General features: G+C 45.5%; 13 protein-coding genes. 6 read left to right on the top strand and 7 right to left on the bottom strand.

Translation table 11 applies throughout. The annotated features are described in order from the left end of the window. Window positions 1-119 precede the first annotated feature (119 nt). Complete coding sequence (locus tag I3248_RS02045; RefSeq protein WP_238062347.1) at window positions 120-533, top strand: hypothetical protein; 414 nt, start codon at window positions 120-122, stop codon at window positions 531-533. A gap of 204 nt (window positions 534-737) precedes the next feature. On the opposite strand, the gene I3248_RS02040 is transcribed toward I3248_RS02045, so the two are convergent. After that, a complete protein-coding gene (locus I3248_RS02040; protein ID WP_238062346.1) occupies window positions 738-992 on the bottom strand; it encodes a DUF4282 domain-containing protein in 255 nt (84 codons plus the stop codon). Between the two features lie 187 nt (window positions 993-1,179). Here I3248_RS02040 and I3248_RS02035 point away from each other — a divergent pair, with 187 nt between their 5' ends. Further along, window positions 1,180-2,214, top strand: coding sequence for a lipoate--protein ligase (locus I3248_RS02035; protein ID WP_238062345.1), 1,035 nt, complete (start codon window positions 1,180-1,182; stop codon window positions 2,212-2,214). A 59-nt stretch (window positions 2,215-2,273) separates the two neighbouring features. Here I3248_RS02035 and I3248_RS02030 read toward each other — a convergent pair whose 3' ends face one another. After that, a complete protein-coding gene (locus I3248_RS02030) occupies window positions 2,274-3,473 on the bottom strand; it encodes a serine hydrolase (protein ID WP_238062344.1) in 1,200 nt (399 codons plus the stop codon). 649 nt (window positions 3,474-4,122) lie between these two features. On the opposite strand from I3248_RS02030, the gene I3248_RS02025 reads away from it, so the two are divergent. After that, a complete protein-coding gene (locus I3248_RS02025; RefSeq protein WP_192995826.1) occupies window positions 4,123-5,070 on the top strand; it encodes a hypothetical protein in 948 nt (315 codons plus the stop codon). Between the two features lie 96 nt (window positions 5,071-5,166). Here I3248_RS02025 and I3248_RS02020 read toward each other — a convergent pair whose 3' ends face one another. After that, a complete protein-coding gene (locus tag I3248_RS02020; RefSeq protein ID WP_238062343.1) occupies window positions 5,167-7,323 on the bottom strand; it encodes an NADPH-dependent 2,4-dienoyl-CoA reductase in 2,157 nt (718 codons plus the stop codon). Between the two features lie 328 nt (window positions 7,324-7,651). On the opposite strand from I3248_RS02020, the gene I3248_RS02015 reads away from it, so the two are divergent. After that, the gene (locus tag I3248_RS02015) at window positions 7,652-9,316 is read left to right on the top strand and encodes an AMP-binding protein (protein WP_238062342.1); all 1,665 of its coding nucleotides are present in this window, start codon (window positions 7,652-7,654) and stop codon (window positions 9,314-9,316) included. Between the two features lie 310 nt (window positions 9,317-9,626). Here I3248_RS02015 and I3248_RS02010 read toward each other — a convergent pair whose 3' ends face one another. From I3248_RS02010 to hemA, 4 genes are all read right to left on the bottom strand, one after another. Continuing rightward, window positions 9,627-10,046: a DUF6691 family protein gene (locus tag I3248_RS02010; RefSeq protein WP_238062341.1), complete on the bottom strand. Its 420-nt coding sequence runs from the start codon at window positions 10,044-10,046 to the stop codon at window positions 9,627-9,629. Window positions 10,047-10,102: 56 nt separating this feature from the next. After that, window positions 10,103-10,540 (bottom strand): YeeE/YedE thiosulfate transporter family protein, encoded by a 438-nt coding sequence (locus I3248_RS02005; protein ID WP_238062340.1) that lies wholly within the window; start codon window positions 10,538-10,540, stop codon window positions 10,103-10,105. Between the two features lie 172 nt (window positions 10,541-10,712). Beyond that, the gene (locus I3248_RS02000; RefSeq protein ID WP_238062339.1) at window positions 10,713-11,855 is read right to left on the bottom strand and encodes an aminotransferase class V-fold PLP-dependent enzyme; all 1,143 of its coding nucleotides are present in this window, start codon (window positions 11,853-11,855) and stop codon (window positions 10,713-10,715) included. Between the two features lie 462 nt (window positions 11,856-12,317). Beyond that, complete coding sequence (gene hemA / locus I3248_RS01995; RefSeq protein ID WP_238062353.1) at window positions 12,318-13,733, bottom strand: glutamyl-tRNA reductase; 1,416 nt, start codon at window positions 13,731-13,733, stop codon at window positions 12,318-12,320. Between the two features lie 614 nt (window positions 13,734-14,347). Here hemA and I3248_RS01990 point away from each other — a divergent pair. Further along, window positions 14,348-16,270 (top strand): tetratricopeptide repeat protein, encoded by a 1,923-nt coding sequence (locus I3248_RS01990; protein WP_238062338.1) that lies wholly within the window; start codon window positions 14,348-14,350, stop codon window positions 16,268-16,270. Window positions 16,271-16,360: 90 nt separating this feature from the next. After that, window positions 16,361-17,026 (top strand): lipoprotein insertase outer membrane protein LolB, encoded by a 666-nt coding sequence (gene lolB, locus I3248_RS01985; protein WP_238062337.1) that lies wholly within the window; start codon window positions 16,361-16,363, stop codon window positions 17,024-17,026.

Below are 17,026 nucleotides of genomic sequence, written 5' to 3'. Positions count from 1 at the left end.
AACTTTGGACTTCTTTTTTTATCTTTTTTTTGAGCGCTTATCCCGAACTGGGGTTATTTAAAGTACAGCTAAAAGACATTCAGTTTTAATCTTATTATCACTACTTGAGGAGCACATTAATGAGAAAAATAGCTTTGTTTATCGGTGCTATGTCAGTAGCAACAGCAGGTTTTTGCGGCGTTGGACAGTTTTCGGGTGACACCACTTGCTATGTCTATAAACAAGATAAGTTACAAAAAAAGCTAAACTGTCAGTATGAGGGCGCTGAAGGTGCAGCGATGAGCTACGCCTTTAGGCAAGTTGACTACAATTTACCAGGATTCGGTAAAATGGCGACCTCGAACAGTGCAGATTATGATGACAATGGCAATCATACCGGATGGACGACCACCGTCAATGATGAACCCGCTATCATCAGATATCGCGAGCCATCTAGCAAAAAAGTAGTCAGTCAAACATATGCAGAGTCGGGTAAGGAGGTTCTAGAATGTTATTTGAGCACAACCTCGCAGTGGGAGATTTGCTCTGAGTAATAATTACCTCGCGTGGCCTAAAAGACCGAATGTTTAACTACAGGCTGAGCTTAGGTTCAGCTTTTTATCACCTATAGCAAACACAAACCAAGACCGCTTCTAGTAAAGTAAAACTCATCCCAGTCCCACTGTATCGTTTTTATACTGAGCCCACTATACTTAGGCACAGCTCGTTAAGACCAAACATTTTTTTCAAGCGCTTACTTACAGTTGACTCTTTTCACTGATTGCCTTTAAGTATTTATTATTGCGGAATATAACCATAATAAGCTCGCAATACACTCTGACAGAGATTGCACCGAACACCATAACCATTAACCCTGCAAAAAATCCTGCCGCACCCATACCTGAGAACATCACACTAATACCGCCAACAAAAACGGCAAATAGCGATAGCCAATATATAATAGTTATAACTCTGGGTGTAATGAAAGAATCAAATGATAATAACGAATTCATGGTCTAATGTCCTAAATGGAATGCGGATTGTTAAAGCTAATGACAAAATAAAGCTTAATATTAAGTGTAATATTGTAGCAACATTATACCTATGTAGATTAACAAAACAATCTAATTAGAGACATAAGTTCACTTTAATCGTGATTAATTTTCATACTGCTGTTAAATAATTGAAAAAGGACAAAAAATGAAACTACGCATCCTAAAATCCGCCGTGACCAACCCTTGGTTTAACCTCGCCACCGAAGACTGGATATTTAATACCCTTGATCCTGAGTCGCACACGCTTTTCCTATGGCGCAATAGCGAGACCGTGGTCATCGGACGCTCGCAAAATCCGTGGGTAGAATGCAAAATCGATAAGATGGAAGCAGACGAGGTGTTTTTGGCGCGGCGGCAAAGCGGCGGCGGCGCGGTGTTTCATGACTTAGGTAATACCAACTTTACCTTTTTGTCACCCAAGGCCGACTACGACCAATACGCTAACTTCACTATTATCGTCAATGCGCTAAAAAAACTCGGTATCGATGCTGAGCAGTCCGGACGTAATGACATGCAAGTCGGCGATAAGAAAATATCAGGCAGCGCCTTTAAGCATGCGTCTGACCGTAGCTTTCATCATGGCACATTGCTCGTGAACGCTAACATGCAAAAACTCGGCGATTATCTCAATCCGCATCCGCTCAAATTGCAAGCCAAAGGCATCAAATCGGTGCGCTCTCGCGTGGCCAACTTGGTTGAGTTTAATGAAGATATCAATCACGAAACTTTATCCGATGCCATTATCGAAGCGTTTTGTGAATACTATCAAGACACTGATCATGGTGATACTGATTATAGTGGAACTGTGCCCGTAGAGGAATTAGACAGAGACACCCTAGCAAAAGAACCTTCGTTAAACGCCTATTACGAGCAGATGGCGGACTGGAACTGGCGCTTTGGTAAGACGCCGCAGTTTAGCCATCACGTTGAGACCCGTTTTGATTGGGGTATTATTGATTTGCATATGGATGTTCAGCAAGCTGTCATTACCGATGTCGTCATCTTCTCTGATGCGCTAAATGTGGAGCTGATTGATTTGTTGAAGCAGACTTTAACGGGCACTAAATACAATCGTAGTGAGGTAAAAGCTAAGCTTGCTGAGCTAGCCCAAGCACATGATGAATTAGCCGCGCAAGTTGGTGATGTGTCTGCGTGGTTGCTTGACGAAATGGAAAGCTAAAATTGTTGCGGCTGTAAGCAAGGCTGTAAGCAAGATACAGGCTTGCAACCGCTGCTACTTTATTCTAAACCATCCAAAACAGCCTTCACCTCCGTCACATACTGACCCAAATCAGGCTCCAAATTGAACCCCTTAATTGGCGTAGGTAAGCCTTTTTGCTTGCCAAGTCGTATGATAATCGCGTCCTCCTCGGGTAGCACGAGCACACGCTGACCTAAGTGACCGAGCATCGCATAATAAGGAATGGGGCTATCCATATCCGTCCACACTGAATGCCCATATATTGGCGCTTGCCCTGCGGCAAAGGCATCAACATTGGGCGTAATCATAAGATCAACATGCGCTTTACTCAGTAATTGCTCGCCTTGCCATTTGCCGCCATTTAGTAAGAGTTGCCCAAACTTAGCAAAATCTAAAGCGCTGGCGTTCAAGCAACAATAGACTTTTTCTATATTTGCTGCACCATCAAGCGACCAGTAGCCGTCGCCCTGCATACCTAAAGGTTGCCAAAACTTTTCCTCAAGATAGCTCGATACGGTATAGCCGTGAGGCTCTAGCGCTCGCGCCAAAGCAATGCCTAGCATTTGCGTATCGCCGGAGGAATATTCAAAATTTCCGCCGCACGGTTCGACAAAGTCGCGATTGACCATCTGCTTGACTAAGTCGTGACCATAGTAAGATTCTGCGGTCGGATTAATCGGAAAGTAATAATCCTCAGTCCAATCATAGCCTGAGGTCATCGCGGATAAATCTGCCAGCGTACAGTTTTGTGCATACTCGTTATTCGCGTATTCTGGCAGCCATGTGGTAATCGGCTCATTGACGCTATCGATATAGCCATCCTCCACCGCTTTGAGATAGAGCATAGTAGTGACGGTTTTTGCCATCGAAAAGCTATTGGTATGCGAGTCGCTTCCGTAGTCTTGCCAGTAGTTCTCATAGACCAGCTTACCGTCTTTAATAATAGCGAAGGCGACAGTCTCATCGGTATCTAAAGCGCTTTGTAGCGTTGGGGTAAGTTCGACTTGTCCAAAGTTAGGATGCTTTTGCCAAGTGATAGGCTCGCCTGCACGAATGGTACGATTATCAAAATCGACATAATCATCGATATTAGCCGTGGCTTCACCTTTAAGATAAGTGAGCTGTAAACCGCGAAAAATATAGGCATTGCCGGTCACGACCAAGCCTAAACTGATAATAATCAGTAGCGCGATGATAGGTAAAACAATCCATTTAAATAGGGTTTTTAACACTACCATTATAAAGTCCTTTTTATGGCATGGTTGATGCGTACGATTGAATATCGCAGGCAAGATTAATTTAGCATGGATAGAGTGTTTTGGGAGGTGGTTTTTTAGGTAGTGAGCTTAGAATTTGGGCTGAGCTTTTATTTAAGCGAATCAACGAGACAAACCAACTAAAGCTATGTTGCTCTATGGTAGGCTGATATAGTTTGATGATTATAAGTTCGTTTGTATTCCATAAATAGAGCGGGGCTAAAAGCCCAACCTACGCTTGCTTTATCCATTTATAGTATCACTAATAAAGCTAAACTTTCATTTATTGAGTGTGTGCTCATTTTTACCAATGCACATACGTGTGAGGTTGCAGAGAGTAAAGCGGCATGGGTATAGAGCCATTGGGTCATAAGAAATGGTCTACAAGATGCAAGTACTGAGCTTCGTTTGTAGCCAAAGTCTCATAATGGCAATACGCTGCTATTATTAAGAGATATGAACAATCGATACAGAGGACTGCACTGTGATATGCGCGGGTACTTTGACGGTGTAGTTTTGGGCTGTAAGATATATTAGTGCGTAGATAGAATATAAAAACATTGCTTTACAAAAATCTATAGCATAATATATTGCTCTTATAAAATAAAAAACATTTATCGAGTATGAAATTATGAATTTAAAGGTTAATTTTTTAGTGATAGCTTTAGCAGCATCACTAGTTGGTTGTGGATCAGATAGTGATTCTTCAAATACTAATGTTTCAGACAGTATACCACCTGAAATAACAAATCCGAACCCTGATCCAAACCCCGATCCAGTTCCAAACCCTTCTTTTACTTCAAATATATTAGGGGATGCTCTAAATAGAGGTTACGCTGGTAGTTACAGTCTTACTTGCGAACAGTTTGTAGCACTTGGAGAGACTAAAACGATAAACAGGACTTTGACTATTGACGCATCTGGAATAAAAATCAATGGTGACACTTTATACAATAATAACGATAAAGGTAGTATTCAAATTCTCAAAGAGGACGTTCTAAATCACGATGCTTTTCTAATTACTCCCCCAGAGGAATCAAAATATTCTCTCTCTTCTATCAGTTATGATGAAGATTTGCGTTCAGAAATCATCACTATAAGTGAAAAGGCCAACAATGATTTTGGTAGTATTAGCTATTCTTGCCCTGTTGCTTTCAGTAATCCTAGCTACTTCGCAAACAACATAGGTAACATTCTAAGTAAATACGTGGATGAACCTCTAAATGTAGAATGTATTGATTACGCTACTCCCAGAGATCTTATTACCCTTAATGGTGGGCCCAAAACTAATAGAGAGCTTTATATAGACGATAACAATTCATTACATGTAGATGACATGGTTTACTATGGTTCGGACTTTAAAAACAATAATTTTTTAGTCCTCAGTTTCCGCGTTTTAGATTCTGATAATAAATTCCAGAACCAGTTTACAAGCACTAATGAAGTTAAAGCTGATAGTCCAAACTCAGACCAAAAGAGAAATTCCGTTACGGTATTTTTTGATGGAGATGATAAGTTTACTGCATTGACTATTAGCACTCCAGATACTCAGGGTATTAGAACTTGCGGTCCTAGATAGTATATCGTATTGATTCTTTGCTAATACTAATATGATAATAAAAGCTGAACATTACGTTTAGCTCTTATTATCTATAAAATATGAAGAATTAAACCCTTAAATACTCGCAGCAACCTCAGCACCATCTCTTATAGCACGTTTAGCATCCAGTTCAGCAGCCAGTTTCGCCCCGCCAATCAGATGATACTGCGCATCTGGCGCATCGCCAACGTTTGGCATCAGCTCTACGACCGACTCTTGACCGGCACAGACGACCACGCTATCGACACGGAGCAGCTGGCTTTGGCCTTGCGGATTGGTGACCCAAATGCCCTCGTTAGTGATTTTTTCGTACTGAACGCCTGCCACTTGAATGACGCCGTGTGATTTGATATGGGCGCGATGCACCCAGCCAGAGGTTTTATTGAGGCCTGCGCCTAAGCGGCCTTTGGTGCGCTGCATCAGATACACTTGGCGAATCGGCTTGATGCCTTCAGGACGGATTAAACCGCCATCGCTTTGATAGTTAGTATCGTCAGTGACGCCCCACTCCTCGCGCCACTCACTAATAGACTGCGGCTCAGGGCGGTAGCTTGGGTCTTTTAAGGTCTCAGGGCCGAGCTCATCAAGCGGCTGACCATGGCGCGCGGTTAGATATTCGCTGACATCGAAGCCAATACCGCCAGCGCCGATGACTGCCACCGTCTCGCCGACTGATTTTTCACCAGAGAGTAATTCTGCGTAGCTGATCACTTGCGGTAGATCCGCGCCTTCTAACTTGCCTTCAAGGCTTCTTGGCACCACGCCTGTGGCGACAACCACATGCTGGAATTTACCATCTTCAAGCATCGCTTTATCGACTTTGGTATTGAGTTTAATCTCAACGCCTAAGTGCTCAAGTTCATTGATATAGTAGCGAATGGTTTCAAAGAACTCTTCTTTACCTGGGATGACTTTGGCATAGTTAAACTGACCGCCTAAGATATCGCGCGCTTCAAATAGCGTGACCTCATGACCACGTAAGGCCGCGACATGAGCCGCTGACATGCCAGCAACACCGCCGCCGACGATTGCGACTTTTTGTGGGTTTTTGGTTTTTTTGTAGACCAGCTCAGTCTCGTAGCAGGCTTGCGGATTAACAAGGCAAGTCGAGCGTTTATTCTCAAAAGTATGATCAAGACAGGCTTGGTTACAGGCGATACAGGTATTGATGCGATCGGCTTGACCTTTTTCGGCTTTGTTGACCCAGTGTGCGTCAGCGAGGAACGGACGCGCCATTTGAATCAGATCCGCTTGACCATTAGCGACGATATCCTCTGCCGTATCCGGCATATTGATACGGTTGGCCGCCATCATCGGGATGCTGATATGTTTTTTGATCTCAGCGGTAAAGTCGACAAAAGCGGCGCGTGGTACGCTGGTGACAATCGTCGGGACGCGTGCTTCATGCCAGCCAATGCCAGTATTCATAATGGTCACGCCCGCTTCTTCTAGCGCTTTGGCGACAGTGATGACCTCGTCCATAACATTGCCGTCTTTGACCAAATCGATGACCGATAGACGGAACACAATAATAAAGTCTTCGCCAACGGCTTTACGTACGGCTTTGACCACATCGACGGCAAATTTCATACGGCCATTGATATCACCGCCGTATTGATCGCTACGCTGATTGACATGGCGCGATAAAAACTGATTGAGTAAGTAGCCCTCAGAGCCCATGATCTCAACGCCATCATAACCCGCTTGCTTGGCCAGTTTGGCAGAGCGTGCGTAGTCCTCGACCGTCTGCTCAATGTTTTTGATAGTCATTTTGCGCGGTTTAAACGGGGTAATCGGTGATTTGATTGGGCTTGAGGAGACAATAAACGGATGGTAGCCATAGCGACCACTATGCAAGATTTGCATGATGATTTTGCTATCGTGTTTGTGTACGGCGCGGGTGACGCGTTGATGGTTGATAACGTCCATTTTAGTATTCATGGTACCGCCAGCAGGGAGCAGCCAGCCTTCGCGGTTAGGCGAGATACCACCTGTGATCATCATCGCCGCGCCGCCTTTGGCACGCTCTTCAAAATAAGCCGCCAGCTTGCCGTAATTATAGAAGCGATCTTCAAGGCCGGTATGCATAGAGCCCATGACTAAGCGGTTTTTGAGTGTGGTAAAGCCTAAGTCTAGTGGCTCAAAAAGATGCGGGTAGTGCTCATTGCTTTGAGCAGTATTGATGGTGTTATTGCTGCTGGCTTTGCGATTCTCAGTGCTGCTAGCGATCATGTGACGATCCTTGTAAATTCAGGTTGATGAGGGGTTCATAGTGCAAAATAGCTAAACCTTATATGGCTGCTATCGTAACACAACCGCTTTGTCGTCAGCTATGCAGACAAACGACTGATGAGTGAACACAAGCTATTTATCATTTCTATTCAACTCTATTCAGCGTTTCTCTTAAACGACTCTTACAAATCCAACCGACTTTTGCGCTGTCTTTGGCTATAATGAATACGCTTTTAATTGAAATATTTGCTGAATTGGTAAAGCAAAACCATCCTCAAAGTGTATTTAAATTATAGTAAAACCCGAAATAAGATAAAGGACTATCACTATGACTGATTTCCATACTGGCCTTGGTAAGAATCCTGCTAACTATCAACCACTTACCCCTATCGACTTTATCATTCGTAGCGCGCAAGTGTATCCTGACAAAGCCGCCATTATCTACGATGATCTTCAGCATAATAATCTCATCCAGAGTTGGAGCAAAACTTTTGAGCGCTGCCGTCAATTATCAGATGGCCTGCGCAAACTGGGTATCGATAAAAACGACACCGTAGCCGTCATGCTGCCTAATACCCCTGCTATGGTTGAGGCTGCTTTTGGGGTGCCGATGTCGGGCGGTGTGCTTTGTACGTTGAATACTCGGCTCGATATCAATGCCTTAACCTTTTGCGTGCAGCATTCTGAGGCCAAAGTGCTGATTATGGATAGCGAGTTTGCGGATTTGGCGGAGATTATCGACGAGACTTTTCCTAATCTGATCGTCATTCATGCGACAGATGCAGCCATTGAGGTAGAAGATTTTGGCAAAATGACTTACGAGGAATTGATTGCCAGCTCAGATGATTTGGATAATTGGGAAAAACCTGAGGATGAATGGGAAGCTATCGCGCTCAACTATACTTCTGGCACGACTGGTAAGCCAAAGGGCGTGGTCTACCATCATCGCGGTGCCACGCTTAACGCCGTATCCAATATTCTAGATTGGGATATGCCTAAGCATCCGACCTACTTGTGGACACTGCCGCTATTTCATTGTAATGGCTGGTGCTTCCCGTGGACGATCGCCGAGCGCGCAGGCGTCAATGTCTGCTTACGCCAGATTGATGCCGAGCTGATTTTGCAATTAATCGCTAAGCACAAGGTCACTCATTACTGCGCGGCGCCTGTGGTACATAATATGATAGCGGGCGGTAAACAAGAGTACAAAGACGCGATTGATCATAAGGTCAAAGGCTGGGTCGCTGGCGCGCCGCCATCAGAGACGATGCTGACGGCAATGGAGGCGATGGATTTTGATATCACCCATGTTTATGGCTTGACCGAAGTCTATGGACCCGTCACCGTCTGCGCTGAGCAGCCTGAATGGCAAGACATGGACGTCGCTGAACGCGCGCAAAAAAAGTCGCGTCAAGGCGTGGTTTCACACTTAATGACAGGCTTTGAGGTCTTTAAACAAGGCACGACGGATCCGGTTGAAGCCAATGGCGAGGAGATGGGCGAGCTGGCGCTGCGCGGTAACATGGTGATGAAAGGCTATCTAAAAAGCCGTAAAGCCACTGATGAAGCGCTAAAAGATGGCTGGTTTCGCACCGGTGACTTGGGGGTCAAATACCCTGATGGCTATATCAAAATTATGGATAGGCTAAAAGACATCATCATCTCAGGCGGCGAGAATATCTCAAGTATCGAGGTCGAAAACGTCTTATACAAACTACCTGCCGTCCAAAGCTGCGCTATCGTTGCCGCCCCTCACGACAAGTGGGGCGAAGTGCCCGTGGCCTTTATTGAGATTCACGAGGGCAGCACCTTACAGCGCGACACTGTCATGGCACACTGCAAGCAGCATTTAGCAGGCTTTAAAGTACCCAAGTATATTATTTTTGCCGAAATTCCGAAGACCAGTACCGGTAAAATACAAAAGTTTGAGCTACGTCAAGCGGCCAAGTCATTAGCCCATGAAACACCAAAAGTCACCGCTAGCTCCGAGTAGCGCTATGCAGAATACTTATTGATGCTAAGTATTTATTAGTAATAAGTACTTATTAACACTAAATAATAAAGCTCAGCCTAGGGCGTGTCCCTATTTTAAAAATGGTGATAAAAATGAGATAAATCGCAGGCAAACAAGGAAAATAGCGCAGGTAATATCAAGATATTGACCAGCTATTTGACACCGTTTGCCAAAGATTTAGCCATTTTTAGCCCATTTAGTCATAAATGCTTGAATTAGGGACACGCCCTAATTGTCTTAGGCTGAGCTTTTTACTATCAACAGATTGCGATATTACCAAGCGCAACTATCAATTCATCTTTGGCTCAAGCCACTGAAATACCAGCATCCCAACTAGCATCGCAGGAATAAACACATAGGCCTGCCATTGGCCCGTGCCTAATAGTACGACACCGGGCCCAGGGCAGATACCGACAAGGCCCCAACCGATACCAAACAGCATCGCGCCGATGACAAGCTTGCTAGTAACCTTAGTTTTGTTCGGCATCTCAATCTCATCGCCTACCCAGCTCTTGCGCTGCCGCCGAGCCCATTGCACTCCAACGATAGCGACAGCAAGGCCGCCGCCCATCACTAAGGCCAGTGAGATATCCCACGCGCCAAAGACGTCTAAAAACCCTTGCACCTTAACCGGATCGGTCATACCCGATATCAGCAGTCCTAAGCCAAACAGCAGTCCTGTTAGTAAGCCGATGATATTTTTTAGCATGGTTCATTCTCACTATTTATTTTCTTTTTCTCAAAACCTCTAGCTATAGCAGCCATTTAAATCAAGCCCAATACTTGCCGGCCGATAAACACGGTGATGATGCCAAACGCCATAAAAGTCGCTGTGGCTACCATTGAGCGCGGCGACAAGCGCGCATTACCGCAGATGCCGTGACCACTCGTGCAACCTGAGCCTAAGCGCGTACCAAAGCCGACTAGCAACCCTGCTGCAATCAGCAGCGGTAAAGAGGTCGTAACCTCTATACCAGGTAGCGGTCTGAACACACTATAGAGTAAAGGCGAGAGAACTAAACCTGCAATAAACAGTACTTGCCACATCTCGACGCGCTTTGGCTTTAGCAGGCTTGAAGTAATACCGCTAATACCGGCTATACGGCCAATACCTAAGAGTAAGATAACCGTCGCTACGCCTAACATGAGGCCGCCTACCAATGAAATAGGCGTGAAAACTTGCCAATCTATTTGTATACCCATAATGAGAGATCCAAAAGCCACTTTGTTTTATATAAAAACATTATATATTAAAGCATAATAAATAGCTAAAAAAATACTGAGCGACTGCATTAACAGGCTCAGTATTTTTAAATGCTTGGGTTTTTGACGGTTATATTCTCCAATATGAAGCCTGTAAGCGCCAAAGTAGCTATTAAGCAGACTGCTCTGCTAATACTTGCTCAAGAGCGCTTTCAAAACGCTGAACCGCACCGTCGATATCGGTTAACTTATCGAGACCGAATAGTCCTACGCGGAACGTTTTAAAATTGTCAGGCTCGCCTACCTTCAAAGGCACGCCAGCGGCAATCTGTACGCCAGCTTCGGCGAAAGCGCTACCTTTATGCATATCATCACGGTCGGTGTAGCATACCACCACGCCTGGTGCTTTGAAGCCTTCAGCTGCGACACTCTCGATGCCTTTAGCTTGTAGTACTTCGCGGACACGGTTACCCAGCTCCCACTGCGCCTCACATAACTGATCAAAGCCGATTTTTTTGGCTTCATTGACGGTGTCGCGGAACTGGCGCAAGCTATCGGTTGGCATTGTCGCATGATAAGCGTGACCACCATTCTCATAAGCGCGCATAATCTCTAACCACTTCTTTAAGTCCAGACTAAAGCTATTAGATTCTGTATTTTCTACGCGCTGGACGGCCGCATCGCTCATCATCACAAGCCCGGCGCAAGGCGTACTACTCCAGCCTTTTTGCGGCGCACTGATCAACACGTCGATACCAAGCGCTTTCATATCGAGCCAGACACAACCTGAGGCGATACAGTCAATGACCAATAAGCCGCCAACGCTATGAGTGGCCTCGCTCAAAGCTTTGATATAGTCATTAGGCAGAATCATACCGGCTGAGGTTTCAACGTGCGGGGCAAATACGACCGCAGGCTTATGCGCTTTAATTTGAGCGACCGCTTCATCGATATCGACCGGTGAAAAAGGCTTTGGCGCGTCGCTACCTTCGCGCTGGGCGTTTAATACCGTAGAGGATTTGGCAAGATTGCTTTTTTCTAAAATTTGCGTCCAGCGATAACTAAACATACCGTTGCGAATGATTAAGCAGTCTTGATCTTTGGCCAGCTGATTGGCTACCGCTTCCATGCCATAAGTACCCGAACCTGGAACAATAGCGACGGCGTCAGCGTTATAGACAGATTTTAGGTCAGCAGATAAGTCATTCATCACTTGCTGAAAGACTTCTGACATATGGTTAAGGGCACGGTCAGTATAGACCACTGAATACTCTAATAGTCCGTTTGGATCGATATCTTGGCGTAATGCAGGCATGAGACACTCCTTGTTTGTAGATTATTTAGATTGTGTGGTTGAGATAATTGTGTTAATGAGACAGTCATTTAGACACTAATAAGGGCTGAGACGGTTAGGTTTCAACTCATAAAAGAGACAATTTAGAATAGACGATATAGCGCTTTATCCTAGCGCTATTGCCGTTGGTAGATATTACCAGAGGACTACAGGCCCAAGACACTACAGGTGAGCTATCTGGGTTTATGCAGGGCTTACTGTCATGTACAGAGCGCAAGCATAATATAGGCGATATCATTTGATATTATCACTGTTATGCCACACTGGCAATAGTCTGCTAGCGGTTCTATTGAGGGCTTACGTTAGCGTTTGTTCGCTTATTTCACCCTAGTATTTCACTACAGTATTTAAGCTTAACATTTAACCCTGATATTTAACATTAACATCTAGCCTTAACTTATAGCCTTAGTATCTTGACCCTATCTAGCCCTTATCGCGATAGGCGCCATGTAACCCTGAGACCACAAAATCTAACAACTCGCTATCACCTTCACTGGCCGCTTTGCGCATTAATTTTGAGGGCGCATGAGTCAATGTCTGCGTAAGGCGTCTGGAGAGCTCCGTGATGACTTCTTCAGCATTAACTTCACCACTCTCTAATCTAGTGATAGACTCAGAGAGGATTTTATCGACTTGCGTGTGCGTGCGATTACGATACTGTTCGATGTCACGGCCGACTTTGCGCACCGCAAAGCTCTGCTCCATCTCCACCACCAGCTGGCTGACGAGTAGCTCTGCATCGACGGCCGCTTGCCTACGCTGCTCAAGGTTACCGGCGATGACGTGCTGCAGATCATCGACAGAGTATAAATAGATATCATCCATCTGACTGATAGTAGAATCGATATCACGCGGTACGGCTAAGTCGATCATCAGCATCGGCTGATAACGGCGACGCTTAAGCGCCTGCATCGTCATGGTTTTATCAATCAGCACACTCATGCTGCCGCTACAGCTACTGACAATATCCGCCTCGCTGAGCAGCTGCGGTAAAGCGTCTAAGGGCTGTACCTCAACGCTACGCCCCGGCTGCTGCAGCTCGGCAGCTAAGGCCTCGGCGCGTTCTGGACTACGGTTACAGATAATGATGCGCCCAACCCCAAGTCCTGCGATATGCGTCGCGACTAAGCGATTCATCTCGCCTGCCGCCACGACTAACAGCGTGCGTTTCGCAAAATCATCAAATATCTGAGTGACTAATTTGGCTGCCGCAAAGCCAAGCGACACCGCTTGCGCGCCAACATGAGTCTCGTTACGTACGCGTTTGGCCGCTGCAAATACTTGATCGACTATCCAGCCTAGCTGAGTATTGAGTACTTTTTCGTTTTGCGCGAGATGTACCGCTTGTTTTATTTGGCCTAATATTTGCGGCTCGCCCAATATCATCGAGTCAAGCCCCGCCGCGACTCTGAGCCAATGGGTTAAAGCGTGGACATCACGGTGCACATAAAGGTAGGGATCCACCTCGCTCAGCGGTAATTGTTTAAACTCAGCGAGCCAGTTTTTGATCTTTAGAATATGAGCGCTGACAGCCGCTGGTGAGACGCTAGCGCTACTAGTGTGAGACGCTTTACTGGTAGCAGCGACGCTCGCAGAAGCACTCGTTGGCGTGACGTTTTTGATATTTGATGAAGTGGCTGGCGTGACTGTTTGCGGAATTGTCTGAGGAACTAGCGCATAGATTTCCGTGCGATTGCAGGTGGAGACAATAATGCTGCCATCAGTGAACTGCCCTAATTGCTCAAGCGCCGTATTTACATCAGCGCCCACAAGTGCCAGGCGCTCACGCAAAGCGACTGGTGCAGTTTTGTGATTGACCCCAATGACCACTAATCTCATTATTGATTGACCATAAGCATAACGTTTACTGACTGAGCTCAAACCAGTGAGTGGCGTCATGATAAAAAAGCAAAAGCAAGCCCATCACGCTTGGATATAAGCGCAGACTGGGAGGCCGCGTTGTTGATTTAAGCCAATTACCGAGCAGCCCGTAGCCGCTCACTGTAATGGTGATAATACAAAGCTAGCTATTGTACCATTGTTATCCGTTTTATTTAATACTACCCCATCATTACTCCGTTACTGCTCGGGCAGCTTATACTCTATCTGGGCTTATCAGAAAAATTCAACTCGGCAGCATACGTTATCCCTAGTCCTAATAATCAACAGTTTAGTTAATCAATAGCTCCGACAATAACGAGCCCTAACGCCTGCTATGATCCGCCTCTACTGCGATCCGTCACTAATAGCGATCTAAAAATTTATAACCTTAAAATGAATAAGTTAACGCGCGCGGCAGCTTAGGCGACGAGTTACTTTTTATTTGAGGGTTTGTGGTATTCTTATCATCAACATTTTATATATACGATAACAAGAGTGCTATTGTTTAGGATGAATCTAGGCTCGTATAATGTTTCGATAATGCGCGAACTTATAGGTAATGATCATCAGCTATGATGTTTTTTGGATTAGTATTACAAGCAAAACCTGAGCCGGACGCTGCTTTAAGTCTTGACTATCGAGAGCAGTCTCGTATTCAGGTATTACTGCGCAGGGCGATGAGACGTCTGTGGCAACACCGAAAGCTCGCTTTAATGCTGGCGACTGGTTTGTGCCTGTCTACTTATACTCAAGCAAAAGTGCTCGATCCATTATTGAAGCTTTGGCAGCCTTATCAGACAACATTAGCATCCGTCGCTCCTGAGCCAGTCAGCGATAACGACCGCACTACTGAACGTCCTCAATCTCATGATGAGAGCGATTTTAAGAACACAGACAACATCAATGATGAGCCCAGTCTCTACGCTTTATTAGAGGCTGAATTTGCCGCCGATCGCAGCGATATTGAGCGGGGATTGAGCCTTTATAAGCAGCAAGCCTTTAAAAGAGATGCGACCGCAGTTTTTGAACGTGCCTTGAGTCTGTCATTGGCTTATGAAGCGGTTGATGAATCCTTAGTGTTTGCTAAAAGTTGGCAAGATCAGAACCCAGATCATGTGCCGGCTTGGTTTTATGTGGCGCATTTGGCGCTAAAAGCTCATGATTATGCGCTTGCAGGTGAGACTTTGAACCGCATTCTTCGCTATGACCCTCGTGCTGATTTAAGCGAGATCCTCATCGGTATTTATCCGAGTACCGATGAGGATCGGCGTGAGCTATTAGCCGCCTTGCAGCCTATCGACAGCGCGCAAAACGCTTCAATTTCTGTCCTAAAAGCTGGCCTACTTTATCAATTTGACGAACCCAGAGCCGCGCTTATTCATATCGAGCGCGCGCTGGCCAGCCAGCCTGACTACGTGCCTTATATCACCCTAAAAGCAGATATCTTACGCAAGATTGAACCGGCGCAAACGGTAGTCAATTACGTCAGCCAAGCGCGTTTACGCAATCCTGATAGCAAGAGTCTGTATCTCTATGAGATTCGCTACTTGTTAGACTTAAAACAAAGCGTATCGGCTTGGGAGCTACTGTTAGCGGCGCATGAGCGCTTCACCGATGATCCTGAGATTACCTTACTGGCCGCGTTGGTCAGCTTAGATATTCAAGAATATTCCAGCGCCGATCAGCTTCTGAACACTTTAGCAAAAAGTCCGACTTATTTGGATCAAGCCTATTATTATTTAGGCATCAGTGCTGAGCGCCAACAGCGTTTTGAGCAAGCAAAAAGCTATCTAAAAAGTGTCATACAAGAAGACTTAGTGCTGGCCGCGCGTAAAAAAGTGGTGGAGCTTGAACTATTAGACGATAATAGCGAAGCCGCGATAGCCACCTTACGCAATCTGCGTGAGGATTTTGAGGTCTTCGCGCCTGATACCTTTGTGCTACAAGCAGATATTTTGTGGCAACAAGGTAAAGCTGACGAAGCACTAGAGCTGTTGAGCCGTGCCAGTCGCAAGCATCCAAATAGCGAGGCGATACTATTTGCGCGGGTACAATTGCTCGATGATCGCAATGACTATGTGGTGAAGCGCACCTTGCTCAATCATTTGCAAAACCTCAACCCGGATAATTTATCGTACCAGCTTAGCTACGCACAGCTGTTATTAGCCAATGATCGCAACTCTACTCAAGGCTTAGAGCTGGCGCAAACTATTATTCAAATTCGCTATGATGATCCGCGTTATGATAATGAGCTGCACTTGCAAGCGCTGAATGTATTGGCTAGTAATGCCTTAGCCAATGATAACTTCACGCAAGTTATCGACTATCTACAAACACCTTATGAGGTACTGCCGACACTACGCTCAGGCGTGCTGTTGCTACGAGCCTATCAAGGGCTTGAGAATAACGAAAAGGTCGCCGAGCTGTTAGCCGATTTACAACAGCGCTTTGCTTTTGGTCAACAAAACGTCAATGACCGTATTCAACTTTACTAACATCTTCCATAATCGAGTAACATCTACAGCTTAGACTAAGGATTATATTTTGAGCGACTCTCTTTGAGTTGCTTTTTTAAGGGAAAATTTATGTCGACATTTTTATCTACAGCGTTATCCATTCATAATAAAAATTCAAAAAAATCAGCCTTATTAGCGACCCTAGTTAGTGGCGCGTTATTGAGCACTGGCTGTCAGTCGATACCTAGCTCACAAGCTGACGCTACTTCCACCCCTACCCTGCAAGCGCAGAAGCTTGAGAGTTTCACTATCAATGGTAAAATCGGTGTGACAACACCAACTGGGCCTTCTGCTTCTTCGGCTGATGGCAGCAATGCAAGCAAGCAAGGCGGTAGCGCTTTTTATACTTGGGGACAAGAAGATAATCGCTTCGCTATTGAGCTGATGGGCGCGTTAGGCATTGGCAAAACCAACATCGAATATGACGGCCAAACGGCAACTTTAGTCAGTGAAAAAACCGGCAGCCTGAGCGCCGAGGATCCAGAAGCATTACTGCAAAAAGCCACTGGCTGGCAAGCACCTATCTCACAAATGCCTTACTGGATATCAGGGCGCTCCGCACCCTCGGACACCGCGCCACAAGTTGATAGTCAAAACCGCCTTATAAGCTCAGTCAATGGCAACTGGAGCGCTAAGTTCGCCTATGACGGTAATAACAAGCTACCGAACAAAATTATCGCCACTCAGCCGCAAGGTCAAAAAGTAGTCATGACCATTAACCATCTAAGTCAGTAA

The organism is Psychrobacter sp. Ps3, from assembly GCF_022129275.1.
Taxonomy (GTDB): domain Bacteria; phylum Pseudomonadota; class Gammaproteobacteria; order Pseudomonadales; family Moraxellaceae; genus Psychrobacter; species Psychrobacter submarinus.
Note: the sequence above shows the minus strand (reverse complement) of the source record. Positions and strands in the feature narration are given on the sequence as shown.

Excerpts from the sequence above, each read along its gene's own strand:
- I3248_RS02030 (WP_238062344.1), bottom strand. The coding sequence starts at position 3,473 with ATGGTAGTGTTAAAAACCCTATTTAAATGGATTGTTTTACCTATCATC.
- lolB (WP_238062337.1), top strand. The coding sequence starts at position 16,361 with ATGTCGACATTTTTATCTACAGCGTTATCCATTCATAATAAAAATTCA.
- I3248_RS02000 (WP_238062339.1), bottom strand. The coding sequence starts at position 11,855 with ATGCCTGCATTACGCCAAGATATCGATCCAAACGGACTATTAGAGTAT.
- I3248_RS02040 (WP_238062346.1), bottom strand. The coding sequence starts at position 992 with ATGAATTCGTTATTATCATTTGATTCTTTCATTACACCCAGAGTTATA.
- I3248_RS02015 (WP_238062342.1), top strand. The coding sequence starts at position 7,652 with ATGACTGATTTCCATACTGGCCTTGGTAAGAATCCTGCTAACTATCAA.
- I3248_RS02025 (WP_192995826.1), top strand. The coding sequence starts at position 4,123 with ATGAATTTAAAGGTTAATTTTTTAGTGATAGCTTTAGCAGCATCACTA.
- I3248_RS01990 (WP_238062338.1), top strand. The coding sequence starts at position 14,348 with ATGATGTTTTTTGGATTAGTATTACAAGCAAAACCTGAGCCGGACGCT.
- I3248_RS02020 (WP_238062343.1), bottom strand. The coding sequence starts at position 7,323 with ATGATCGCTAGCAGCACTGAGAATCGCAAAGCCAGCAGCAATAACACC.
- I3248_RS02045 (WP_238062347.1), top strand. The coding sequence starts at position 120 with ATGAGAAAAATAGCTTTGTTTATCGGTGCTATGTCAGTAGCAACAGCA.
- I3248_RS02005 (WP_238062340.1), bottom strand. The coding sequence starts at position 10,540 with ATGGGTATACAAATAGATTGGCAAGTTTTCACGCCTATTTCATTGGTA.
- I3248_RS02010 (WP_238062341.1), bottom strand. The coding sequence starts at position 10,046 with ATGCTAAAAAATATCATCGGCTTACTAACAGGACTGCTGTTTGGCTTA.
- hemA (WP_238062353.1), bottom strand. The coding sequence starts at position 13,733 with ATGAGATTAGTGGTCATTGGGGTCAATCACAAAACTGCACCAGTCGCT.
- I3248_RS02035 (WP_238062345.1), top strand. The coding sequence starts at position 1,180 with ATGAAACTACGCATCCTAAAATCCGCCGTGACCAACCCTTGGTTTAAC.